This is a genomic window from Actinomadura xylanilytica (assembly GCF_030283145.1).
Taxonomy (GTDB): Bacteria; Actinomycetota; Actinomycetes; order Streptosporangiales; family Streptosporangiaceae; genus Spirillospora; species Spirillospora xylanilytica.
In genome coordinates this window covers 1,775,470-1,797,923 of the sequence record NZ_JASNWE010000001.1, presented here as the reverse complement: position 1 = coordinate 1,797,923, position 22,454 = coordinate 1,775,470, and the positions used below count along the sequence as shown (strand labels likewise).

Annotated in this window: 17 protein-coding genes; 10 read left to right on the top strand and 7 right to left on the bottom strand. The window is 73.7% G+C overall.

Translation table 11 applies throughout. The features are described 5' to 3' along the window. Positions 1-21: 21 nt before the first annotated feature. Entirely contained in the window at positions 22-1,233 is a 1,212-nt protein-coding gene (locus QP090_RS08405; protein WP_285937969.1) for a PP2C family protein-serine/threonine phosphatase, read from the bottom strand. A 362-nt stretch (positions 1,234-1,595) separates the two neighbouring features. Between QP090_RS08405 and QP090_RS08400 the strand changes: the two genes are divergently transcribed. Both QP090_RS08400 and QP090_RS08395 read left to right on the top strand, forming a co-directional pair. Beyond that, the gene (locus QP090_RS08400) at positions 1,596-3,302 is read left to right on the top strand and encodes an ABC transporter transmembrane domain-containing protein (protein ID WP_285937968.1); all 1,707 of its coding nucleotides are present in this window, start codon (positions 1,596-1,598) and stop codon (positions 3,300-3,302) included. A gap of 130 nt (positions 3,303-3,432) precedes the next feature. Next, positions 3,433-5,241 (top strand): ABC transporter ATP-binding protein, encoded by a 1,809-nt coding sequence (locus QP090_RS08395; protein ID WP_285937966.1) that lies wholly within the window; start codon positions 3,433-3,435, stop codon positions 5,239-5,241. A gap of 109 nt (positions 5,242-5,350) precedes the next feature. Here QP090_RS08395 and QP090_RS08390 read toward each other — a convergent pair whose 3' ends face one another. After that, complete coding sequence (locus QP090_RS08390) at positions 5,351-7,432, bottom strand: S9 family peptidase (RefSeq protein ID WP_285937965.1); 2,082 nt, start codon at positions 7,430-7,432, stop codon at positions 5,351-5,353. A gap of 259 nt (positions 7,433-7,691) precedes the next feature. Between QP090_RS08390 and QP090_RS08385 the strand changes: the two genes are divergently transcribed. The 4 genes from QP090_RS08385 to QP090_RS08370 all read left to right on the top strand — a co-directional run bounded on the left by QP090_RS08385 (position 7,692) and on the right by QP090_RS08370 (position 11,511). Next, complete coding sequence (locus tag QP090_RS08385) at positions 7,692-9,149, top strand: serine/threonine-protein kinase (protein ID WP_285937964.1); 1,458 nt, start codon at positions 7,692-7,694, stop codon at positions 9,147-9,149. Between the two features lie 229 nt (positions 9,150-9,378). Continuing rightward, positions 9,379-10,278: an N-acetyl-1-D-myo-inositol-2-amino-2-deoxy-alpha-D-glucopyranoside deacetylase gene (gene mshB, locus QP090_RS08380; protein ID WP_285937963.1), complete on the top strand. Its 900-nt coding sequence runs from the start codon at positions 9,379-9,381 to the stop codon at positions 10,276-10,278. A 22-nt stretch (positions 10,279-10,300) separates the two neighbouring features. After that, the gene (locus QP090_RS08375; protein WP_285937962.1) at positions 10,301-10,936 is read left to right on the top strand and encodes a DUF6113 family protein; all 636 of its coding nucleotides are present in this window, start codon (positions 10,301-10,303) and stop codon (positions 10,934-10,936) included. A 14-nt stretch (positions 10,937-10,950) separates the two neighbouring features. Further along, positions 10,951-11,511 (top strand): flavin reductase family protein, encoded by a 561-nt coding sequence (locus tag QP090_RS08370; protein ID WP_285937961.1) that lies wholly within the window; start codon positions 10,951-10,953, stop codon positions 11,509-11,511. Positions 11,512-11,530: 19 nt separating this feature from the next. Here the strand turns inward: QP090_RS08370 and QP090_RS08365 are convergent, their stop codons facing one another. The 3 genes from QP090_RS08365 to rocD all read right to left on the bottom strand — a co-directional run bounded on the left by QP090_RS08365 (position 11,531) and on the right by rocD (position 15,125). Further along, on the bottom strand, positions 11,531-13,168 hold the full coding sequence (locus QP090_RS08365) for a DHA2 family efflux MFS transporter permease subunit (protein ID WP_285937960.1): 1,638 nt from the start codon (positions 13,166-13,168) through the stop codon (positions 11,531-11,533). Then, the gene (locus QP090_RS08360) at positions 13,165-13,818 is read right to left on the bottom strand and encodes a PadR family transcriptional regulator (protein WP_285937959.1); all 654 of its coding nucleotides are present in this window, start codon (positions 13,816-13,818) and stop codon (positions 13,165-13,167) included. The genes QP090_RS08365 and QP090_RS08360 overlap by 4 nt, the downstream gene beginning before the upstream one ends. 113 nt (positions 13,819-13,931) lie before the next feature. Next, complete coding sequence (gene rocD, locus QP090_RS08355; RefSeq protein ID WP_285937957.1) at positions 13,932-15,125, bottom strand: ornithine--oxo-acid transaminase; 1,194 nt, start codon at positions 15,123-15,125, stop codon at positions 13,932-13,934. A gap of 176 nt (positions 15,126-15,301) precedes the next feature. On the opposite strand from rocD, the gene QP090_RS08350 reads away from it, so the two are divergent. After that, positions 15,302-15,760: an Lrp/AsnC family transcriptional regulator gene (locus tag QP090_RS08350; RefSeq protein WP_285937956.1), complete on the top strand. Its 459-nt coding sequence runs from the start codon at positions 15,302-15,304 to the stop codon at positions 15,758-15,760. A 7-nt stretch (positions 15,761-15,767) separates the two neighbouring features. On the opposite strand, the gene QP090_RS08345 is transcribed toward QP090_RS08350, so the two are convergent. Beyond that, positions 15,768-16,853, bottom strand: coding sequence for a serine/threonine-protein kinase (locus QP090_RS08345; protein WP_285937955.1), 1,086 nt, complete (start codon positions 16,851-16,853; stop codon positions 15,768-15,770). 103 nt (positions 16,854-16,956) lie between these two features. Here QP090_RS08345 and rraA point away from each other — a divergent pair, with 103 nt between their 5' ends. From rraA to QP090_RS08330, 3 genes are all read left to right on the top strand, one after another. Then, positions 16,957-17,436: a ribonuclease E activity regulator RraA gene (gene rraA, locus QP090_RS08340; RefSeq protein WP_285937954.1), complete on the top strand. Its 480-nt coding sequence runs from the start codon at positions 16,957-16,959 to the stop codon at positions 17,434-17,436. Positions 17,437-17,586: 150 nt separating this feature from the next. Continuing rightward, the gene (locus tag QP090_RS08335; protein WP_285937952.1) at positions 17,587-19,647 is read left to right on the top strand and encodes a M6 family metalloprotease domain-containing protein; all 2,061 of its coding nucleotides are present in this window, start codon (positions 17,587-17,589) and stop codon (positions 19,645-19,647) included. Between the two features lie 179 nt (positions 19,648-19,826). Beyond that, positions 19,827-21,071: a hypothetical protein gene (locus tag QP090_RS08330; protein WP_285937951.1), complete on the top strand. Its 1,245-nt coding sequence runs from the start codon at positions 19,827-19,829 to the stop codon at positions 21,069-21,071. Between the two features lie 124 nt (positions 21,072-21,195). On the opposite strand, the gene QP090_RS08325 is transcribed toward QP090_RS08330, so the two are convergent. Then, a complete protein-coding gene (locus QP090_RS08325; RefSeq protein WP_285937950.1) occupies positions 21,196-22,395 on the bottom strand; it encodes a Cmx/CmrA family chloramphenicol efflux MFS transporter in 1,200 nt (399 codons plus the stop codon). Between the last annotated feature and the right edge of the window lie 59 nt (positions 22,396-22,454).

The following is a 22,454-nucleotide window of genomic DNA, read 5'->3' as shown; positions in this document are numbered from 1 at the left end:
CCCGGACACCCGGCCGGGCCGTCAGGACGGGGGCCGCCGGGTGAGCAGCAGCACGGCCAGGTCGTCGGTGAGGGCGTCGCCGTTGAGCTGCTCGACCTCGGCGACCAGCTCGTCGATGAGCGCCCGCCCGCGGGTGCCGCGCTCGCGGGCCCGGCGGGCCAGCCCGACCAGCCCGTCGGTGCCGAGCCGGGCCGCGCCCGCGCCGATCCGGCCCTCGATCAGGCCGTCGGTGTAGAGCATCAGGCCCCAGTCCTCGCCGAGGTCGATCTCGGTGGTGGGCCACTCGGCGCCGGTCACCAGGCCGAGCGCCGGGCCGTGCGCGTACTCGGGCAGCGCGGCCACTAGGGGGCCGCCGTCGTCGCGGAACAGCAGCGGCGCCGGATGCCCGGCCAGGTGCATCCGCGCGGTGCGGCCGGACGGCGCGATGGTGATCATGCACAGCGTGGTGAAGATCTCCTCGCTGCGCCGCTCGTGCCCGAGGACGGTGTCGAGGGTGCCCAGGAGCTGCTCGCCGCCGTGCCCGGCCAGCACCAGCGTGCGCCAGGCCATCCGGAGCTGCACGCCGAGGGCGGCCTCGTCCGGGCCGTGCCCGGACACGTCGCCGATCATCAGGTGCACCGCGCCGCCCTCGGTCTGCACGGTGTCGTAGAAGTCGCCGCCGAGCAGCGCCCGGCGACGGCCCGGCCGGTAGCGGGCGTGGTGTTGCAGCGTCGGGTCGTCGATCAGCGGGACGGGCAGCAGGCCACGTTCCAAACGCGCGTTCTCGCGGCCCAGGATGCGCGCCTCGACCAGCCGCCGCTCGGTCTCCTCGGCCCGCTTGCGCTCGATCGAGTAGCGGATCGCGCGGGCCAGCAGCGGCCCGTCGACCTCCTGCTTGACCAGGTAGTCCTCGGCGCCGGCGGCGACCGCGCGGACGCCCAGGTGGCTGTCGTTCAGTCCGGTCAGCACCACGACCGCGGCGGAGCCGGACATGGCCAGGACCTCGCGCAGCCCCTCCAGCCGGTCGGTGTCGGGGGCGGACAGGTCGACGATGATGCACTGGGTGCGGCGGGTCAGCTTGGCCCGCGCCGCGCCGAGGCCGTCGGCGATGGTCATCGTGATGTCCATGCCGCTCTCGGCCAGCATCTTCTCGACGAGGAACACGTCGGAGGGGTCCTCGTCGATGAGGAGCAGGTCGATCCTGTCCTCGGTCCCCGGAGTGAGGGGATGCGCCTGATGGCTGGTGGTGCTCACAGAAAGCTTCCGGACTGTCGGCTGGGCGGCGGCACTGGCAACGGCCGGACCGTCCCGTGGGGACCCGCGCGGAGCGGGTCCGGCGGGCCGGACCGCGCCGGGCAGCGGCATCTGCCTAGCCGCCTGTGGTCCCGGCTCAAGGAGCGGAGGAGCGTCGCTCCGTACGCTCTGACCCTAGCGCCTCCGCTCGTGCCCCCGCACCCCCGGGACCGTGAACCCGGACCGTTCCGCCAGCTCTCCCGTCCCTTGATCCCCATCCGTTCCGGCCCTGCTCGGGGGGCCGCGGCGGCCGTGGTCCGGCCCGCCCGCCGGGCCGGAAAACCAGTCGAGTTCCCAGGCCGCGGCGAAATAGTCTGCGAGCCGTGAAGCCATTGCCGGTCGAAGATCCTGGGACGCCGGACCAGCGGACGCCGGCGCGCTACCTGCTCTGGCTGGCCCGTGTCCAGCGGCGCGGCGTCGCCTGGGGCGGCCTGCTCGGCGTGGTCTGGATGCTCAGCCAGGCGCTCATGCCCGCCGCGGTCGGCCGGGCCATCGACCAGGGGGTGGCGGCCAAGGACACCCGGGCGCTGCTCGCCTGGACGGGGGCGATGGTCGCGCTCGGCGTCGTCCAGGCCCTGAGCGGCGTCGCCCGGCACCGCGTCGCGGTCTTCAACTGGCTGTCGGCCGCGTACCGCACTGTCCAGGTCGTCACCCGGCAGTCGACCAGGCTGGGCGCGTCGCTGCACCGGCGGCTCAGCGCCGGCGAGGTGGTGAGCGTCGGGATCTCCGACGTCGCGCACATCGGGGACGCGCTCGACATCCTGGCGCGCGGGGCGGGCTCGGTCGTGGCCGTCGTGGTGGTGGCGATCATCCTGCTGGCCGCCTCGCCGCCGCTCGGCCTGATCGTGCTGGTCGGTGTGCCGCTGATCCTGCTGGCGGCGGCCCCGCTGCTGCGCCCCCTGCGCGAGCGCGAGCACCGCCACCGCGAGCTGATCGGCGAGCTGAACACCCACGCGACCGACCTGGTCGCCGGGCTCCGGGTGCTGCGCGGCGTCGGCGGCGAGAAGCTGTTCGCGGGCCGCTACCGGGCCGAGTCGCAGCGGGTGCGGCGGGCCGGCGTGGACGTGGCGCGGGCCGAGTCGATGCTGAGCGGCGCCGAGATCCTGCTCCCCGGCCTGCTGGTCGCGCTGGTCACCTGGGTCGGCGCCCGGTTCACGGCGGACGGGACGCTCAGCGTCGGGCAGCTGGTCGCGTTCTACGGCTACGCGGTGTTCCTGATCCAGCCGCTGAAGACGTTCGGCGAGGCCGCCGGCAAGTTCACCAAGGCCCACGTGTCGGCCGCGCGGGTCGTCCGGATGCTGGCGATGGACCCCGAGCTGCCCGGTACTGGCACCGCCCGCCCGGACGGCCCGGCCGAGCTGGTCGACGTCGCGTCCGGCCTGGTCGTCCGACCGGGCGTGTTCACCGCCGTCGCGGCGGCCGAGCCGCGCGACGCGCAGGCGATCGCCGACCGGCTCGGCCGGTACGCCGACGGCGAGGTGACCTACGGGGGCGTGCCGCTCGCCGACGTCGCCGGGATACGCGAGCGCATCCTGGTGGCCGTCAACGAGGACCGCCTGTTCTCCGGGACGCTCAGGGACTCGCTGGCCACCGGCACCGGCACGCAGGCGTCCGGCGACGACCTGCTCGGCCGGGCGCTGCGCACCGCGAGCGCCGAGGACATCGTGGCCGCGTCCGGGCTGGACGGGCACGTCGCCGAGGCCGGGCGGGAGTTCTCCGGCGGGCAGCGGCAGCGGCTCCGGCTCGCGCGCGCCCTGGCCGCCGACCACGAGGTGCTCGTCCTGATCGAGCCGACCAGCGCGGTCGACGCGCACACCGAGGCGCGCATCGCGGGCCGGCTCGGCCCGGCGCGGGCGGGCCGCACCACGGTGGTGTGCACGACCAGCCCGCTCGTGCTCGACCGCGCCGACCACGTCGTGTTCGTCGAGCGCGGACGCGTCGTCGCGGAGGGCGCGCACCGGGACCTCCTGGACACCGAGCCGCGCTACGCGGCCACCGTCACGAGGGAGGAGGCCGCGGCCCGTCCATGACCGCGGCGAGGTGCCCGTGGAGAGGTGCCTGTGGAGAGGTGCCTATGGAGAGGCACCCATGAGCGAGGCGCCGGCGATCGCGACGCCGCGCCCGTTCATCATCCGATCGATACCAGGGACTGGGGGAGCGGTGAGCACGGAGATCCTGCCGGTGGCGACGTCCGCGCAGGTGCGCGCGTACGCGCGGCGGCTGATGCTGCGGCACCCGCGCGCGCTGGGAGGCGCGCTGGCGCTGCACGGACTGGCCACAGTGACCGGCCTGGTCGCGCCGCGGCTGCTCGGCGACCTGGTGGAGGGCGTCCGGGACGGAGGCGCCGACATCAACGCGGTCGGCCTCGCCATCGCGGTGTTCGTGATCGCGCAGGGCGTGCTGACCCGGTACGCCTACTACGCGTCCGCGCGGCTCGGCGAGGGGGTGCTGGCCGAGCTGCGGGAGGAGTTCGTCGACCGGGTCCTCGCGCTGCCGCTGTCGACCGTCGAGCGCGCGGGCACCGGCGACCTGGTCAGCCGCACCTCGCGGGACGTCGACACGCTGGGCACGTCCGTCCGGTACGCGGTGCCCGAGACGCTCGTCGCGCTGGTCGCGACGGTGTTCACGCTCGGCGCGCTGCTGCTGACCGGGCCGCTGGTCACGCTGCCGTGCCTGATCGCCGTCCCGTTCCTGTGGGGCGTGATGCGCTGGTACCTGCGCCGCGCCCACTCCGGGTACCTGCGGGAGAACGAGGCGTGGGCCGAGCTGGCCGACGGCCTGGCCGAGACCGTGCACGGCGCCCGGACGGTCGAGGCGTTCGGCCTCGCGGACCGCCGGCACCGGCGCGGCGACGCCGACATCGCGGGCAGCTACGCGGTCGAGCGCTACACGCTGGGGCTGCGCACCGTCCTGTATCCGGTGATCGGGATGAGCTTCGTGCTGCCGGTGGCGTCCACCCTGCTGATCGGCGGCTACTTCTACACGCGCGGGATGGCGTCGCTGGCGCAGGTGACGGCTGCGACGCTGTACGTGCAGCAGCTCATCGGACCGGTCGAGCAACTGCTGGACTGGCTGGACGAGCTCCAGCTCGGCGGCGCGTCGCTGGCCCGGCTGCTCGGCGTGGGCAACGTGCCGCCCGACCGCGTCCCGAACGGCCGCCGTCCGGTGGGGGAGCGGCTGACCGCCAGCGACGTGCGCTACTCCTACCGTCCGGGCCAGGACGTGCTGCACGGCGTCGACCTCGACCTGCGGCCGGGGGAACGGCTGGCGATGGTCGGGCCGAGCGGCGCGGGCAAGTCGACGCTCGGCCGTCTCCTGGCGGGCGTCGACGGCCCCCGCTCGGGTTCGGTCGCCGTCGGCTCCGATCCCGTCCCCCCGGGCGGGCCGGACGAGCGGGACGAGCGGGACGGGCAGGGCGGGCAGGGCGGGCCGGTTCCGCTGGTGGAGCTGCCGCTGGACGAGCTGCGCGGCCAGGTCGCTCTGGTCACCCAGGAGCACCACGTGTTCCGCGGCACGCTCCGCGAGAACCTGGTGATGGCCCGCCCGGACGCCGCCGACGCCGCGATCACGCGGGTGCTGGAGGCCGTCGGCTTCGACGGGCCCGGCCTGGACGCGGTGGTGGGCTCGGGCGGCGAGACGCTGTCGCCGGCCCAGGCGCAGCAGCTCGCGCTGGCCCGCCTGGTGCTGGCCGACCCGCACACGCTGGTGCTGGACGAGGCGACCGCCCTCCTCGACCCGCGCGCCGCGCGCCGCCTGGAGCGCTCGCTGGCCGCCGTGCTGGACGGCCGCACGGTCGTGGCCATCGCGCACCGCCTGCACACCGCGCACGACGCCGACCGTGTCGCGGTGGTGGAGGACGGCCGCATCACCGAGCTCGGCACGCACGACGAGCTGATCGCGGCGGACGGCTCGTACGCCGCCCTCTGGTCGTCCTGGCACGGCGGCAAGGCACCCGCCACCGACGGCTGAGCGCCCCCCGGGACCCGCGTCCGCCGCTGTCCGCCGCTGCGTCGTGCCCGCCCAAGATCCTGGGCGGGCGGGCGGGCGGCACGGCGCGGCGACGCAGCGGCCCGGCCGCTCAGCGCGCGAGGGCGTTCTTGAGGAAGTCGACCTGGATGGTCAGCAGGTTCTCCGCGACGACCTCCTGCGGGGTCATGTGGGTGACGCCCGAGAGCGGGAGCACGGTGTGCGGGCGTCCCGCCGCCAGCAGGGTCGACGACAGCCGCAGGCTGTGCGCGGCCACCACGTTGTCGTCGGCGAGGCCGTGGATGAGCAGGAGCGGGCGCTCCAGCTTCCCGGCGAGGCCGATGAGCGAGTTGGCGTCGTAGCACTCCGGGTCCTCGTCCGGGTGGCCGAGGTAGCGCTCGGTGTAGTGGGTGTCGTACAGCCGCCAGTCGGTCACCGGCGCCCCCGCGACGCCCGCGTGGAACACGTCCGGGCGGCGCAGCACCGCGAGCGCCGCGAGCCAGCCGCCGAACGACCAGCCGCGGATGCCGACCCGGTCCAGGTCGAGCGCGGCCGGGTGCAGCCTGGCCGCCTCCATCAGCGCGGTGATCTGGTCCTGGAGCACCGGCTCGACGAAGTCGCCGCGGACGGCGCGGTCCCAGATCGGGCCCCGCCCGGGGGTGCCGCGGCCGTCCGCGATGACGACGGCGAAGCCCTGGTCGGCCAGCCACTGCGCCTCGTAGTAGGCGCGCTGCACGGCGACGACCCGCTGCGCGTGCGGGCCGCCGTACGGGTCGAGCAGCACGGGCAGGCGGCCCGCGCCGGGCTCCCACCCGGTCGGCAGCACCACGGCGGTGCGGATCTCGCGGTCGCCCGCGCGCAGCAGCTCCACCCGCGGCGTGATCACCGGGGTCTGGGCGAGCGAGGCGACCAGGTGGGTGCCGCCGGGAGCCCGGACCTCGGTGGTGGCGCCGGGACGGTCCAGCCGCGACCCGGTCACCACCGTGACCTCGCCGGAGCGGGCGCCGCCGAACACCCCCCGGCCCTCGCTCAGCCGGACCAGCTTCTCCGGCGCGTACCACCACAGGTGCGTCTCGGTGGGCTCCTCGGAGGCGGTGAACAGGACGGTGTCGCCCTCCACCCCGAGGACCGACCGGATCTGCAGTCCGGCCGGAGTGACCGGCTCGCCCGCGACGGTGAGCCGGCGGGTGCCGGTCTCGCGGTCCTCGGCGACCCAGACCAGCCCGCCCTTGCCGGTGCGGGCGGGCAGGCCCGGGACGATGTCGGTCCACACCGGGTCGTGCGCGTTGTGCAGCAGGGTGGTCGCGCCGTTGCTGGGGTCGACCTTGAGGATCCGCTGGGACCGCTGGTCCCGCGACTGGGTGACGATCAGCAGGCCGTGCCGGTCCCAGGCGGCGGTGACGACGTAGGGGAACTCGCCGCGGTCCCACGCCACCGCGAGCCGGCCGCCGTCGACCTTGAGCAGCACCAGGGAGACCATCGCGTTGGGCGTGCCCGCCGCCGGGTAGGCGATCTCCACCGGGGTCCGCTCGGGGTTGGCCGGGTCGGCGATGTGCCAGCGCAGTACCGGGGTCTCGTCGACCCGGGCGGCCAGCAGCGTGCCGCCGTCGGGGGACCACCAGTGCCCGCGCATCCGGCCCATCTCCTCGGCCGCGATGAACTCCGCGAGCCCGTAGGAGATCTGGTCGGTCTCCGGCTGGACCAGCGCCCGGTCGTCCGAGCCGTCCATCTCGATCACCCGCGAGGTCCGGCCCGACACGTACGCCACCCGGCGCCCCGCCGGGTCGGGACGCGGGTCGAACACCGGCGCCCGCGCGGGCAGGTCCCGCACCTTCCCGGACTCGAGGTCGGCGACGAACAGCAGGCCGCCGAGGGTGAAGACCGCGAGCCGCAGGTCCCGGTCGGCCGCGTAGCCGACGATGCCGCCGGCCTGCTCGCGGGCGCGCTCGCGGCGGGCCCGCTCCTCGGCGGGCAGGTTCTCCTCGCCCGGCACGTCCAGCGTGGTGGGGTCGGCGACCAGGCGCTCCTCGCCGGTCGCGGTGTCCAGCTTCCACAGGCAGGTGACCGGGTCGTCGCCGGCCTTGGTGCGCAGGAAGGCGACGCGGGTGCCGTCCGGCGCGATCTGGAAGGCGCGCGGGACGCCGAGGGTGAACCGACGGGTGCGGGCGCTCTGCCGCGGATAGCTGATGCTCATGACAGCCGAGTCTGTCAGCCGGACCCCCTATGATTCCGGCGCGTGCCGTGTGTTGCACGGCGCGGCGCCGCATGGCGCCGCGCGTGTCGTGCAGTGCGGTGCCGCGCGTGGAGGGGGTCCCGCGCGGCCGGGCACGCCGGGCGAGGTCTTGATCACGAATCGTGCCCCGGGGCGGGGAACGACCCGTGCTCAAGAGTTCGCTCGCGTAAGCTCAAAGCTTCCCCCGAAACAACTTGTCGCCGCGCTAAGGAGTGGGTCCATGCCGGAGCTGCAACCGGGAGATCCCCGGCGGCTGGGGTCCTACGAGATCCTCGAACGGCTGGGTGAGGGCGGCCAGGGCGTCGTCTACCTGGGAGCCGACGCCTCCGGGAACAAGGCCGCCATCAAGCTGCTGCGCGCCGACCTGGTCGAGGACACCTCCGCCCGCAACCGGTTCGTCCGCGAGGCGCAGGCGGCCAAGCAGGTCGCCCGGTTCTGCACCGCGCAGGTGCTGGAGGCCGACGCCGCGGGCAACCAGCCCTACATCGCCAGCGAGTACGTCCCCGGCCCCTCGCTCTACCAGCAGATCACCGAGAGCGGGCCGATCACCGGCGCCGCGCTCGACCGGCTCGCGATCGGCACCGCGACCGCGATGGTGGCCATCCACCAGGCCGGGATCGTGCACCGCGACTTCAAGCCGCACAACGTGATCATGGCGCCGGACGGGCCGCGGGTGATCGACTTCGGGATCGCGCGGGCCCTCGACACCGGGCAGACCGCCGCGACCAAGGCGATCGGCACCCCGTCCTACATGGCGCCCGAGCAGGTGGCGGGCGCGACGCTCACCGAGGCGGTGGACGTCTGGGCCTGGGCCACCACCATCGTGTACGCGGCGACCGCGCGCCCCCCGTTCGGCGACGACACCGTGGTCGCGGTGATCAACCGGGTGATGAACGAGCCGCCGTCGCTGGAGGGCGTGCCGGCCGACCTGCACCGGCTGATCGCGGCGTGCCTGGTCAAGGAGCCCGAGCGGCGGCCCACCGCGCAGCAGCTCATGATGGCCCTGATCGGCAGCGGCCCGGCCGCGCAGACCCGGATGGACGACCCGGCGCAGGCCACCGCGCTGCTGGCCGAGGGCTCGCACATGGCGGGCGGTGCCGCGGTCCCCGGCTCGACGCAGCCGGTCGCGCGCACCCAGCGGGTCTCGCCGGCCGAGTACGGCGGCTCGCTGCCCCCGGCGCCCGGCTACGGTCCCGGAGGCGGCGGCGGTGGCGGTGGCAGGCGTCCGGCCGGCGGCGGCCACCGCGCCCCGTACGAGCCCGAGCACCGGTCCAAGGCGCCGCTGGTGATCGGCGTCCTGGCGGTGCTCGCGCTGCTGATCATCGGCGGCGTGGTGCTGGCCAATCGCGGCGGGAAGACCCCCGAAACGCCGACCTCGCCCTCGGTGAGCGAATCCGAGTCCCCCTCGGAGACCCCCACCACCGACGAGGGCACCGAGCCCGAGCCCCAGCCCACCAAGATCCCCACCCGGACCCCGCGGACCACGACCCCGCGGACCAGCATGCCCGAGACGTCCGCGCCGACCACGGAGCCGCCGACCTCGCCGGAGCCCCCGTCGTCGGGCCCGGTCACCCCGCCGTCCACCGGCGGCACCAGCACCGGCGGCCCCGGCTCCGGCGGCGGCGGTGGCGGCAATGGCGGCGGTGGGCACGGCGGTCTTCCGGGGGACGGCGACTAGGCCGTGTTTCAAAGTCCCGGCCTACGGCGCTCGCCTGGCGGCTCGTGCCTTACCGGGCCTTGGCGAGCGCGGCATCGCTTCGCGATCCGCCCGCTGAGGCCCGCCTCCGGCATCGCCCCACCGTGCGGGTAACGCGCTCGCGCGACGGCCGAGGCATTTTTGAAACAGACCCTAGGCCGGGCAGGGTGGTCATCCGTCCCGGTCCCAGCGCTGAGTAGGCTCGTCGACTATGAAGGAGCCGCGGATCCTGTTCGTCCACGCCCATCCGGACGACGAGTCCATCGGGACCGGGGCGACCATGGCCAAATACGCCGCCGAGGGCGCCCAGGTCTGTCTCGTCACGTGCACGCTCGGCGAGGAGGGCGAGATCATCCCCGATGAGCTGCGCCACTTGGCCTCCGGCAAGGAGGACCGGCTGGGCGAGTACCGCATCGGCGAGCTCGCCGAGGCGTGCGCGGCCCTCGGCGTGCGCGACCACCGGTTCCTCGGGGGGCCGGGCCACTGGCGCGACTCGGGGATGATGGGCGCCCCCACCAACGACGACCCGCGCTGCTTCTGGCGCGCCGAAGTCGACGAGGCCGCCGGGGCGCTGGCCGCGGTCGTCCGGGAGGTCCGGCCGCAGGTGATCGTCACCTATGACGAGCGCGGCAACTATGGGCATCCCGACCACATCCAGGCGCACCGGGTCGCCACCCGTGCGTTCGAGCTGGCCGCCGACCCCGCGCACGAGGACGGCGCCGAGCCCTGGCAGGCCGCCAAGTTCTACGCCTACGCCACGCCCCGGACGGTGCTGGCCCGCGCGATCGCGGTGATGCGCGAGGCGCGGCTCCCGTTCGCCCGGGTCGCCGGGCTCGACGAGCTGGGCTCGGGGGTGGCCGACGGGCAGGTCACCACGGCGGTGGACGCCCGCGCGCACCTGCCCGCCAAGCTCGCGGCGCTGCGCGCGCACCGGACCCAGGTGGTGGTGGCGCCCGAGCGGGTCGGGCCGTACTTCGCCCTGTCCAACAACCTGGGCCAGCAGGCGTTCGGCACCGAGTACTTCATCCTCCAGGCGGGCGAGCGCGGCCCGGTGGGGGCGTCCAAGCGGGAGACCGACCTGTTCGCCGGGCTGGCGGGCCCGCAGGGCTGACCGGCTGGATACGCTGACGTCCGTGGACAAGGACGACGAACCCTCGACGGACCGGGCGCCCGAACCGGACCGGGCCGCGAACCCGGACCGGAGCGCGGCGCGGCCGGCCCAGGACGACCGTCCGGACGACTCCCGCGGCGACGCCGCGGACCCCGGGGCGCCCCCCGCCTCCGCTTCCGCCCCCGGCTCCGGGGGCGCCGCCGAGCCGGGGGCCTCGCCCGCCGACGCCCCCGAAGGGCCGCCGGGCGAGGTGGCGCTCGACGCGTTCGTGTCCGGCGCGGCCTACGCGGCGCTCGGCCTGCTGGGCGGCATCGCGGGCCTGATCGGGTCGTTCTCCCAGGACTGGTCGTCCGGATCGGTGCCGGTCGCGGCGATCGTGCTCGTCGGGCTGGTCTTCGTGATGGTGCGCGCGGCGGGCTGGGGCATGGGCACCCGGCTCGGCGCGCTGATCCCGGCGATCGTCTGGGCGGTGGTGACGTTCGTCATGTCCATGCAGCAGCCCGAGGGCGACCTGGTCGTCCCCGGGACCACGGCCGGATACGTCTACATCGTGGGCGGCCTGGTCGCGGCGGTGGTCGCGGTGTCGCTGGTCCCGGCCCGCAACCCGTCGGGGGCCTGGCTGACGGCAGGCGCCCCGCGCGACGCCCGCCGCCCGTGAGCGCCGTTCCCCCGATGCGTCCCGGACCGCCCGTGGTGGACGCGGAGCTGCTCCGGCAGGTGGCCGGGCGGTTCGCCACCGGGGTCACGGTCGTGACCACCGTCGCGGGCGGCGCCGACCACGCGCTGACGGTGACCGCCTTCACCTCGGTCTCGCTCGACCCGCCGCTGGTCATGGTCTCGGTGGCGAAGGCCGCGCCGTTCCACGGCGCGGTGCTGCGCGGCGGCCGGTGGGCGGTCTCGGTGCTGTCCGAGGACATGCGCGCCATCGCCGAGCGCTTCGCCGCCCCGGACACCGCCGCCCCGGACACCGCCGCCCCGGACACCGCCGCCCCGGACGCCAGCGCCCCTGAGGTCGGTCGTCCGGAGGTCGACGGTCCGGGGCAGGGGCGCGGGGCGGTCACCGGTGCGGTGATCTTCACTGGCGGGGTGGCCGCCCTGGAGTGCCGGACCCACGCCGTCCACGACTGCGGCGACCACAGCCTCGTGGTGGGCGAGGTCCTCGCCCTGGACGCTCCCGACGTCCAGGGCGGGCCATTGATCGTCTACCGGGACGGCTACCGCACCTTCGGCTGACCCCGCGGTCAGCCCGCGGTCAGCCCGCGGCGGTCGCGCCGGCGGTGTCGGCGATGTCGGGCGTGTCGGGCGTGTCGACGGGGGCGGACGGCGCCCGGTACGCCTTCATGCCCAGGCAGGCGGCGGCGCCGAGGAAGACGAGCAGGACCGGCAGGGCCATGGTCGGCTTCATCGCGGACACGAACCCGTGGCCGAACACCTGCGCCGCCGCCTCCTGCACATGGTGCGCCACCGACGGCGGGACACCCGGAGGCAGGTGCTGCGCGGCGCCGTGCTGGCTCGCGCCGACCTCCAGCCCGCCCTTGGCTGCCCCGGCGAACCCGTCGACGAACTGGGGCCGCACGTCCGGCGGCAGCCCCGCCGCCCGCGCGGCGGCCTCGTCCTTGAGCGAGGACGCGAGCCGGTTCTGGAGGACGGCGCCGACCGCCGCGCTGCCGAGCACCGAGCCGATCTGCCGGACGGTGTTGTTGACCCCGGAGGCCGCCCCGGCCAGGTGCCGGGGGACGTTGCGGGTGGCCTCGGTCGCCATCGGCGCGAACACCCCGCCCATGCCGAGGCCGCCGACGGCCAGCGGCGCGATGAAGGCCGTCCACGACGTGCCGGCCTCGGCGATCGCGATGATCCACAGCATGCTCGCCGCGTACAGGGTGAGCCCGGTCATCAGGATGAACTTGCCGCCGATCCGGTCCGACAGCTTGCCCGCGACCGGCGCCAGGAACATCGACATCAGCGAGGACGGCGCCATCACCAGACCGGCCTTCAGCGCGCTGAAGCCGAGCACCGACTGGAGGTAGATCGTCATCGGCAGGAACATCCCGATCATGCCGATCGACACGATCGCGCCGACGACGTTGAGGATGGCGAAGTTGCGGTCCTTGAACAGCGCGAACGGCACCAGCGGCTCGCCCGCCTGCTTGGTCCGCTGGTGCAGCAGGAAGGCCGCCAGCAGTACCGCGCCGACGCCGATCAGGCCCCAGATCCAGCCGTTCCACTCGTACTTCTGGCCCTCGGTGAGCGCGAACACCAGGCAGAACAGCGAGGCCGAGGCGAGCAGCACGCCGACGAGGTCGAAGCGGTGCCGGACCGAGCGCGCGTTGCCGGGCAAGATCGGCACCGCCATGAACAGCACCAGGATGCCGATCGGCAGGTTCACGAAGAAGATCCAGCGCCAGTCCAGCGAGGTGACCAGCAGGCCGCCGATGGTCGGGCCGGCGATGGTGGACACCCCCGCCACCGCGCCCCAGATGCCGAGCGCCGCGCCGCGCCGCTCGGCCGGGAAGGTGTCGATGATCATCGACATCGTCTGCGGCATCAGCAGCGCCGCGCCGAGCCCCTGCACCGCGCGCGCGGCGATCAGCTGGGTCGGGTCCTGCGAGATCCCGCAGGCCAGGCTGGCCAGGGTGAACAGCACCACGCCGGCGATGAACAGGTTGCGCTTGCCCCACAGGTCACCGAGCCGGCCGGCGGTGATCAGCAGGACGGCCAGCACCAGGATGTAGGAGTTGTTCACCCAGAGCACCTGGTCCAGCGAGGCGTCCAGCTTGTCGATCATGTTCGGGATCGCGATGTTCACGATCGTCAGATCGAGCAGGGTCATGAAGAACCCCAGGGACAGGGTGATCAGGATCGCCCAGGGGTTGCCGCGCCATCTGCTCACAGGTTCTTCTCCTCGGTGGACGCGCCCGCGTCGTGCGGTGACCGGTCCGCGGTCTGGTGGTGGGGGTCGCAGGTGTTCAAGGTCGCGTCGTCTTTCCAGGTGAGCCGCCCGGAGTCCAGGTCGTCGGCGAGGTCGCGGACCAGGTCGAGCTCGGCGCGGACGCGCGCGATGCTCAGCTCCTGGTCGATCAGCTTGTAGCGCTGGATCCCGCGTTTCATGAGCGAGTCGCGCGCGGTCTGCTGGCCGGCGAGGAACGCCTCCAGTGCGACCTGCCGGCCGCGGAGCTGCCGGGCCACCTCGGCCTCGGGCAGCAGGTTGATGAACGCGAGCGCGGTGCCGAACAGCGGGAACTCCTCGGCCGGCTTGCACAGCAGCTCGGCCAGCCGGATGCGCGCGGCGTCGCGGCCCGCCGAGGTGACCGCGTACACGGTGCGCTCGGGGCGGCGGCCCTCGCGGCTGGTCTCCAGCGGCTCGATCAGCCCGGCCGCGGCGAGCCGTTCCACCGAGTGGTAGAGCGAGCCGTGGGTGATCTTGACCGCCACGTCGTAGGCGTGGTTGCGGATGCGCTGCTGCATCTCGTACGGGTGCATCGGCCCGTCGCAGAGCATCCGCAGCACGGTCAGCCCGAGCGGGGTGAGGGGTTTGGACACGGGCAGCCTTATGGTCGGGACGGATTAATCCACTTAGACTAATCCATCCCGACGGAACCCATCACCTATTTTGCATTCCAGGACAGAGTGGGAGGTGGCCGGCCCCCCCCGGGTCAGTCCTTGAGCGCGATCTCCAGCTGGTCCAGCGCCCAGTCCAGGTCCTGCCGGCTGATCACCAGCGGCGGCGCCAGCCGGATCGTGGTCTCGTGCGTCTCCTTGGCGAGGACGCCGAGCTCCATCAGCCGCTCGCTCACCGGCCGCGCCCTGCCGCGCAGCTCCACCCCGGCCCACAGGCCGCGCCCGCGCACCTCGCGGACGACGTCGGAGGGCAGCCGGCCGAGCCGATCGTGCATGTGCGCGCCGAGCTCCCTGGAGCGTTCCTGGTACTCGCCGGTCCGCAGCATCGCCACCACCTCGCGGCCGATCGCGCAGGCCAGCGGGTTGCCGCCGAAGGTGGAGCCGTGCTGGCCCGGCTTGAAGACGCCGAGCACGTCGGTGTCGGCGACCACCGCCGACACCGGCATGATGCCGCCGCCGAGGGCCTTGCCGAGGATGTAGACGTCCGGGACGACGTTCTCGTGCTCGACCGCGAACGTGGTGCCGGTCCGGCCGAGGCCCGACTGGATCTCGTCGGCGAGCATCAGCGACCCGTTCGCGGTGCACAGCTCGCGCACGGCGGTCAGGAACCCGCTCGGCGGCACGTTCACCCCGGCCTCGCCCTGGATCGGCTCGACCAGCACCCCGACCGTGGTCGCGTCCATCGCGGCCCGCAGCGCCTCGACGTCGCCGTACGGGACGGTGCGGAAGCCCGGCGTGTACGGGCCGTAGGAGTCCTTGGCCTCCGGGTCGGTGGAGAAACTGACGATCGTGGTGGTGCGGCCGTGGAAGTTGCCCTCGAAGGTGATGATGTTGGCCTCGCCGGCCGGGACGCCCTTGACCTCGTACCCCCACTTGCGGGCGGTCTTCAGCGCCGTCTCCACCGCCTCGGCGCCGCTGTTCATCGGCAGCACCATGTCCTTGCCGCACAGCGCCGCGAGCTCGGCGACGAACGGGCCGAACTGGTCGTGCTCGAAGGCCCGGCTGACCAGGGTGACCCGGTCCAGCTGGCGGCGGGCGGCCTCGGTCAGCCGCGGATTGCGGTGCCCGAAGTTGACCGCCGAGTAGGCGGCCAGCAGATCGAGGTAGCGCCGGCCCTCGACGTCGGTCACCCAGGCCCCCTCGGCCTCGGCGATCACGATCGGGAGCGGGTGGTAGTTGTGCGCGCTGTGCTCCTCGGACAGGGCCCGCAGCTGGTCGGTTCGGGTCACGGTTCTCCTTCGCGGCTCGGCCCGGCCGGGTGGGCCGGGGTCGCTGGAGGCACCGGGGCCCGGTGCCGTGCTGGAGTGGCGGACTCCGGGAACGGATGGCCCGAGGCCCTCCTTCAGCGTATGTTCGGGATCAATCAGCGACCAATGATGAAAACCGACTTTGGGGGAGTTATTTGTTGCGTCTTGACGACCTGGACCGTCGAATCGTTGCGCGCCTCCTCGAGGACGGCCGCGCCTCCTACGCGCAGATCGGCGAGCACGTGGGGCTGTCGGCCCCGGCGGTCAAGCGGCGGGTCGACCGGCTGCGCGCGGACCGCGTGATCACCGGCTTCGCGGCGGTCGTGGACCCGGCCGCGCTCGGCTGGACGACCGAGGCGTTCATCGAGCTGTTCTGCACCGGGGCGACGTCCCCCGAGGAGATCCACACCAGCGTCCGCGGCCATCCCGAGGTGGTCGGCGCCTACACCATCAGCGGCGACGCCAGCGCGATCGTGCACGTGCGGGCCCGCGACATCCAGCATCTCGAGCAGGTGCTGGAACGGCTGCGCCGCGAGGACAACATCACCGCCACCAAGACCGCGATCGTGCTGTCCCGGCTGATCGGCCGCCCCATCGACGCCCCGTCCGCAGGCTGAGGCCCGCTCAGCCGGCGGCGAAGAGCAGGACGGCCACGATGAGCAGGATCCCCACCACGCAGGCACCCGCGCCGAGCCCGAGCAGCAGCGCCGGGCTGATCCCGGTCGCGGGCGGGCCCACCGGCGGGTTCGGGCCGGCCGGCGCAGGTCCGGGCGGAGGAGGGTACGGGACGGGCCGGACCGCCGTGCGCGCGTGCGCCCCCGCGGGCAGGGTCGGCGGGCCGTCCTCGGGCGTGGGCGGGGCGAGGCGCGCGCGGGGCGCGGCGGGCGGAGCCGGCAGCGGGGACGGGACCGGCCCCGGAGGCGCGGCGCTGTAGGCGGGAAGGCGGCGGATGACGTCGGGCGGCAGCCAGCCTTGGGCGGGGACGGCGTCGTCCGCGCCCAGTTCGTCGAGGATCTCGTGGGGCCGCGGCCGGTCGGCCGGGTCCTCGGCCAGGCACCGTCCGATCAGGTCGCGCAGATCCTCCGGGCAGCCCTCCAGATCGGGGTCCTCGCGGACGGTGCGGCCGGTCGCCGCGTAGAGCACCACGGCGCCGAGCGCGAACACGTCGACGGCCGGGTTGCCGTCGCCGTCAGCGTCGCCGTCGCGGGGGAGGCCGAATCCGGTGACGCGCGGGCCGTCCTCGGCGAGCAGCACGGCGGACGGTTTGAGGCCGTGATGGACCACGCCGCCGGTGTGGGCGGCGTGGAGCGCCTCGGCCGTCCCGGCGAGCAGGGCCCGGACGGTCGCGTCCGGCATCGGGCCGAGCCGCGCGACCGCCTCCGCGAGGGACGGGCCGGGGACGTGCGCGGTCGCCGCCCAGGGCCGCGGCCCGTCGGCGTGCGCGTCGACGACGGGCGCGATGTGGGGGCTCTGGATCCGCTGGGCCGCGGCGATCAGCTCCCCGAACCGGCGCCGGAACCCGGGGGCGCCCGCCGGTCCGGACGCGACGATCGTGATCGCCAGTCGCCGCCCGCTCTGCGTGGTGGCGAGGTAGGCGCGGCCCGGCGCGCCCGTGCCGAGCCGGGCCAGCACGCGGTAGCCGCCGATCAGCGGCGGGTCGCCCGGTTCGAGCGGGGCGAAGGCGGGGCCGGACCAGGCGTGCGACTGCATCGTGTCCTCCAGGGATTCGGTCTCGTTGTACCGAAGATCGCCGCTGCCCGTCACCGGTTCCCCGGTCGGGACCGCAAGATCACCGGCCAGTAGGCTGCCGGGCATGGATTTCGCGACGGCTGATCTGATCGACGACTTCGGCGACGAGTTGCAGAGTTGCGAGACGCAGTTCCGGCAGTTCGGCGGGAGGTCCGCCTTCAGCGGGCCGATCGCCACCGTCCGCTGCCTGCGCGACAATGGCCTGGTGAAGCGGCTGCTCGACACGCCGGGCGAGGGGCGGGTGCTGGTGGTCGACGGCGGCGGCTCGGCCGCGTCCGCGCTGCTGGGCGACATGCTCGGCGGCGCCGCCGTGCTGAACGGCTGGGCCGGGGTGGTCATCAACGGCGTGGTGCGGGACGTGGTGGCGCTGCGCGGTCTCGACCTCGGGGTCAAGGCGCTCGGCTCCAACCCGCGCAAGAGCGTCAAGGACGGCGCGGGCGAGACCGGCGAGCCGGTGCACTTCGGCGGCGTGCGGTTCAGCCCGGGGGACTGGCTCTACAGCGACGAGGACGGCATCGTCGTGTCCGGACGCGCCCTGCGCTGATCCGCCGCCCCTCCCTCTCTTCCTCCCTCTCGTCCCTGTCGCCGCTGGCGTGAGGTGCCAGCGGCGACGCGGAGGGATCGGCGATCTCGGCCCTTGATCGCCCGTCACCGCCTGCTTAGCGTCACGGGCAACGACGGAGACAGGGGTGACATGCGCGCCAAGAGGACATGGCTGATACCCGTGGCGGCGATCGTGCTGACCGCAGGGCTCGCGGCGGTGCCGGCCGCGGCGGAGCCGAGACCGCGGATCCCGGACCCCACCGCCAACCCGTGGCAGATGCGGCACTGGCCGCAGACCCAGCCGTGGCAGCGCGGCCAGGGGGCGCGCACGTACGCGGCGGGCGCCCCGCGTCCCGTCGATCCGCAGAACTACGAGCTGCCCGACACGATGACGTGGGACGACTACACGCCGGTGCCGGGTGCCTCGTGGGCCGACCCGTCCCGCGCCGGGTCGATCAAGAACTTCAAGGGCGCGGTCGTGCTGGTCGACTATCCCGACCAGCCGTTCGTGGTGACGCAGCCGAAGAACTCGACGCTGTTCGGCAACCCGACCGTGGTCGGGGACCTGCCGCGCGCGAAGGTCGCGCAGTTCTACCACGACTTCCTCAACAGGCCGCAGGACCTGAACCGGGGCCACACGCTGCACGAGTACTGGATGGAGGACTCGGGCGGGCGCTACGGCGTGGACCTCAGCGCGTTCGGCGCGTACAAGATGCCGGCCAAGGACCACGAGTACGGCGTGGACGACTTCCAGGAGGGCAGCGGCTGCCCGGCCGGCGACACCTGCGGGCGCGACCTGCGCAAGGACGCGCGGGCCGCGTGGATCGCCGACGTGGGGGAGGAGACGGCGAAGAAGTTCGACTTCGTCTTCTTCCTCTCCGCCGGTCAGGACGAATCGTCCACCTGGCAGGAGTTCGGGCAGATGAAGTTCCAGAAGAAGGAGGACGTGCCCGCGGAGTGGGGGCCGGGCGACGCCAAGCTGCCCAACTGGGTGAAGACCCGGTACGTGGACTGGTCGTCGTGGGCGGCGGGCTCCACCATCTGGCCGAACGCGGTCACCGGGAGCTCCACCCAGGCCGAGAGCTCGGGCATGGGCGTCTTCGCGCACGAGTTCAGCCACATCCTCGGCATCGGCGACAACTACAACAACCCGTACGGGAACCCGCCGCGCCGGGCCTACACCGGGCCGTGGGAGATGCTGAGCCGCGGCAGCTTCAACGGGCCGGGCGGTCCGCACAGCCGGTGGACGATCCCCGCGACCGGCGGCGCGTCGATGGGCGCCCAGCACATGCTCCGCAACAAGATCAAGCTGGGCCTGGTCGATCCGGCGAACGTGCTCCAGCTCGACCGGGACGGCCTCGCCGCGTCCGGGGCGGCGGTCGCGAAGGTGACCGCGCGGGCCGTCGAGCCGGGCAGCAAGGGCCTGGCGGGCATCAACCTCAAGCTCGGCACGGGCGGTGACAGGAGCCCGGCGTGCGACACCGCCCAGGACCCGCTCTGCGACGGCGGCAAGTACGACAACTACACCGTCGAGGTCGTGGACCGGATGGGCTTCGACTCGTTCACGCCCGACTCGGGGGTGCTGCTGGCCAAGACCAAGGAGCGCGACAGCGCCCCGTTCATCTGGATCAAGGACGCCAACCCGCAGGACATCGACAAGGTCGACTTCCTCCTGCCGGACGGCACCCCGCAGAAGATGACGATCGGCGACTACCGCCAGCTCTCCGACTCGCTGTTCCACGCCGGGACGGGCTCGGGCAGCCAGTACGAGTACGTGGACGAGGCCAACCGGCTGCACTTCTACGTCCTGGACCTCAAGCGCGACCAGAAGGGCGTGCTGTCGTACACGGTGGCGGTCCGCTCGCTGGACGGGGCGGGCGCGCAGCGGCGCGGCGTGAAGGTCGACTCGGCCGGCGCCAAGCCCGCGGGCTCGGGCTGGACCAAGTGCACGATGGCGGTGCGCAACACCGGCAAGGGCGGCACCGGGTACTACGGCTCCGACGTCTTCCGGCTCAAGGCCGATGTCGCCGGGAAGGGCTGGACGACCTGGGTGCCGAACGCGCTGGCCACCGCGAAGACGGGCGCCGGGGCCAAGGCGGAGGTCTGGGCCAAGGCCGCGCCGGGCGCCGACCGCAAGGCCGAGCTGCGGCTCACGGCGACCTCGGAGAGCGACCCGGGCAAGTCCGACAGCGGAACCTGCCGCCTGCCCTGACCGATTCCACCGGCGAGCGGCGGCGAGCTGCGGCGAGCGGTGCGCGGCACGTGGCGGGCCCTGGGGCCGGGCGGCTGTAGACGGCTTTCGGTTGACCGTGTTACGGCATCGTGACTGAAATCCTGATCACGGTCGTCCGGCCCGGATGCTACCTTCCGGGATTGCCTGGAGGTGATCGAGTGAAAGTCCGGCGCTCCCTCGCCATCGCCACCCCGTTGGTGGCCATGGCGGCCGGTGTCCCCGCCTACACGTACCTGGGGACTGACAACGTCCACAACGCCGCGCCCAGTGCCGCGGCGGCGCCGAGCCTCGGCGACTTCGCCCTGAAGAAGGGCTCCGACCGCGCCGCGCCGCTCAAGGCGATGAACAAGGCGCTCAAGAAGAGCAGCGTCACCGCCCTGCTCAACGCCTCGGGCCAGCGCAAGCTCGGCAGTGGCTGCGGGGGCAAGGCCGGCGTCCCCGCCAAGTCGCTGGTCTACTGCTTCAACAAGGAGGACTCCACCACCAAGAAGTGGGTGCCCCAGGGCGTCACGAGCTCGTCCGACGCGACGGCGGACGAGGCGTGGGGCGCCAACAAGCCGATGATGGTGGTCTGGTACGCCGATAAGGCGATCCGGCTCACCTTCGTCAACCCGGCGAAGAAGACCTACCGGCACGTCCTGCTCACCTACCCGAAGCTGAAGGGGAAGAGCGCGAACTACACCGACATCGACCTGCACGCGGGCGGCGTCGCGTGGTTCGGGAACTACGTGTACGTGGCCGACACCGTGCACGGCCTGCGGGTGTTCGACGTGACCAAGATCTTCGACCTGGGCAAGAGCAAGAACGGCACGACCAAGAAGAAGGGCCTGGTCGGCCTGCACGGCAAGACGTACTACGGCCACGGCTACCGGTACGTGATGCCGCAGGTCGGGAGCTGGCAGCATAAGAACGGTGACGCGCCGTTGACCAAGTGCAAGGGCTCCGGCCCGCCGCGCACCTCGTGGGTGTCGGTCGACCGTACGGCCCGCCAGCAGCCCAAGCTCATCACCGGCGAGTACTGTGCCACCGCGTCCCCCAAGGGCCGGGTCGCCACCTGGCCGATGAAGGTCGGCACCGGGCTGGTGAGCTCGGGCGGCGTGGCGAAGGCCGACTGGGCGGCGCCGCTCCCGGACAAGAAGATCCAGGGTGCGGTTCGGTCGCACGACTTCTGGTGGTTCACCCACAACGTCGACACGGCGGGCGGCGCCAAGCGCGGCCAGCTTCTGGTGACGAGTTGGAACGCTCAGAAGAAGGGCTGGGGCGGCGTCCAGCGGCGCACCATCTCCTACGGGCCCGAGGACCTGTCCTGCTTCCGCGGGCAGCGCCGGGTCTGGACGGTCGCCGAGCACGCGGGCAAGCGGGCCCTGTGGGGAACGCTCGAAGAGCCGTGCAACACCAACTGACGCCGTAGTCCGTCGGTGGCTGAGGGCCGGTATGGGACGCCCCGTACCGGCCCTTATCGCGTCCGCCCCCCCGGCCTGTGGCTCAGGTGCCGTGGCTCAGGTGTCGTCGCTCAGACGATGTGGCTCAGGCGTCGGCGTGGGCGGCGACCCGCGCGGTCCGCGCCGCCGGGCTCGTGGCGGCGCGGCGGTCCAGGGCGGCGCCCAAGGCGACCGCGCCGAGCGCGGCGGTGCCGAGCCCGGCGCCGATCCAGGCGGTGGCGGGGTAGCCGGCGCCGGCGCTGATCGCGAGGCCGCCGAGCCACGGGCCCGCCGTGATGCCGACGTTGAACGCGGAGACGTTCGTCGCCGTCGCGAGCGTCCGGCCGCCACCCGCCAGCACGAAGACCCGGGTGTTGAGCGTGGGGTTGGTGGCGAACCCGAACGCGCCGAGCAGGAACGCCAGCGCGATGGCCGGCACCGGCGAGCCCGCGGTCAGAGCCAGCGCGGCCGAGACGGCGACGAGTCCGGCGAAGCCCCAGTACAGCGTGGCGAAGGGCCGGGTGTCGGCGGTGCGCCCGCCGGCGGTGACACCGATGAACGCGCCGACCCCGTACAGGGCGAGAACGGCCGGGACCCAGCGTTCCGGCAGGCCGGTGGTCTCGGTGAGCATCGCGCCGAGGTAGCTGAAGGTGACGATCAGCGCGCCGGTGGCCAGCGCGGTCGTCCCGTAGGAGACCCACAGCCTGGCGGAGGTCATCGCGCCCAGCTCGTGCCGCAGCCGGGGGACCTCGCCGCCGGGCCGGCCGCCGGGGATCGTCGCGGCCACTCCCGCCATCGCGATCGTCGACAGGGCAGCCACCGTCCAGAACGCCGCCCGCCAGCCGAGGTGCTGGCCGATGACGGTGCCCGCGGGCAGGCCGATGACGGTGGCGAGGGTGAGCCCGCCCGCGACGACGCTCATCGCCCGGCCGCGCGCGCCCGCCGGGACCAGGCCGACCGCGGTGATCGCGGCCACCGCCCAGAACCCGGCGTAGACGAACGCGCCGATCACGCGGGTGGCGAATAGCGTCGCGTATCCGGTGGCCAGCGCGCCCGCCACATGCGCGAGGACGAAGATCACCAGGAAGGCCAGCAGCGCTCGGCGGCGCGGCCAGCGCCGGGTGAGCAGGGCCAGTACGGGCGCGCCCGCCAGCATGCCGAGCGCGAACGCGGAGATCAGCAGCCCCGCGTCCGGGACCGAGACGCCGAGGTCGGCGGCCATCTCGGGGAGCAGCCCGGCGAGCATCAGCTCCGAGGTGCCCTGGGCGAAGATCGCCATGCCCAGGACGTAGACGGCGAGCGGCATCGCTCCGCCTCCTTGTTTTAGATGGATCGATACAAAATTAGGCCGTGAAAAAGGGACGG

Coding starts and splice junctions, on each gene's coding strand:
- mshB (WP_285937963.1), top strand. CDS start 9,379: ATGAAGGAGCCGCGGATCCTGTTCGTCCACGCCCATCCGGACGACGAG.
- QP090_RS08370 (WP_285937961.1), top strand. CDS start 10,951: ATGCGTCCCGGACCGCCCGTGGTGGACGCGGAGCTGCTCCGGCAGGTG.
- QP090_RS08385 (WP_285937964.1), top strand. CDS start 7,692: ATGCCGGAGCTGCAACCGGGAGATCCCCGGCGGCTGGGGTCCTACGAG.
- QP090_RS08345 (WP_285937955.1), bottom strand. CDS start 16,853: ATGCAGTCGCACGCCTGGTCCGGCCCCGCCTTCGCCCCGCTCGAACCG.
- QP090_RS08335 (WP_285937952.1), top strand. CDS start 17,587: ATGCGCGCCAAGAGGACATGGCTGATACCCGTGGCGGCGATCGTGCTG.
- QP090_RS08390 (WP_285937965.1), bottom strand. CDS start 7,432: ATGAGCATCAGCTATCCGCGGCAGAGCGCCCGCACCCGTCGGTTCACC.
- QP090_RS08325 (WP_285937950.1), bottom strand. CDS start 22,395: ATGCCGCTCGCCGTCTACGTCCTGGGCATGGCGATCTTCGCCCAGGGC.
- rraA (WP_285937954.1), top strand. CDS start 16,957: ATGGATTTCGCGACGGCTGATCTGATCGACGACTTCGGCGACGAGTTG.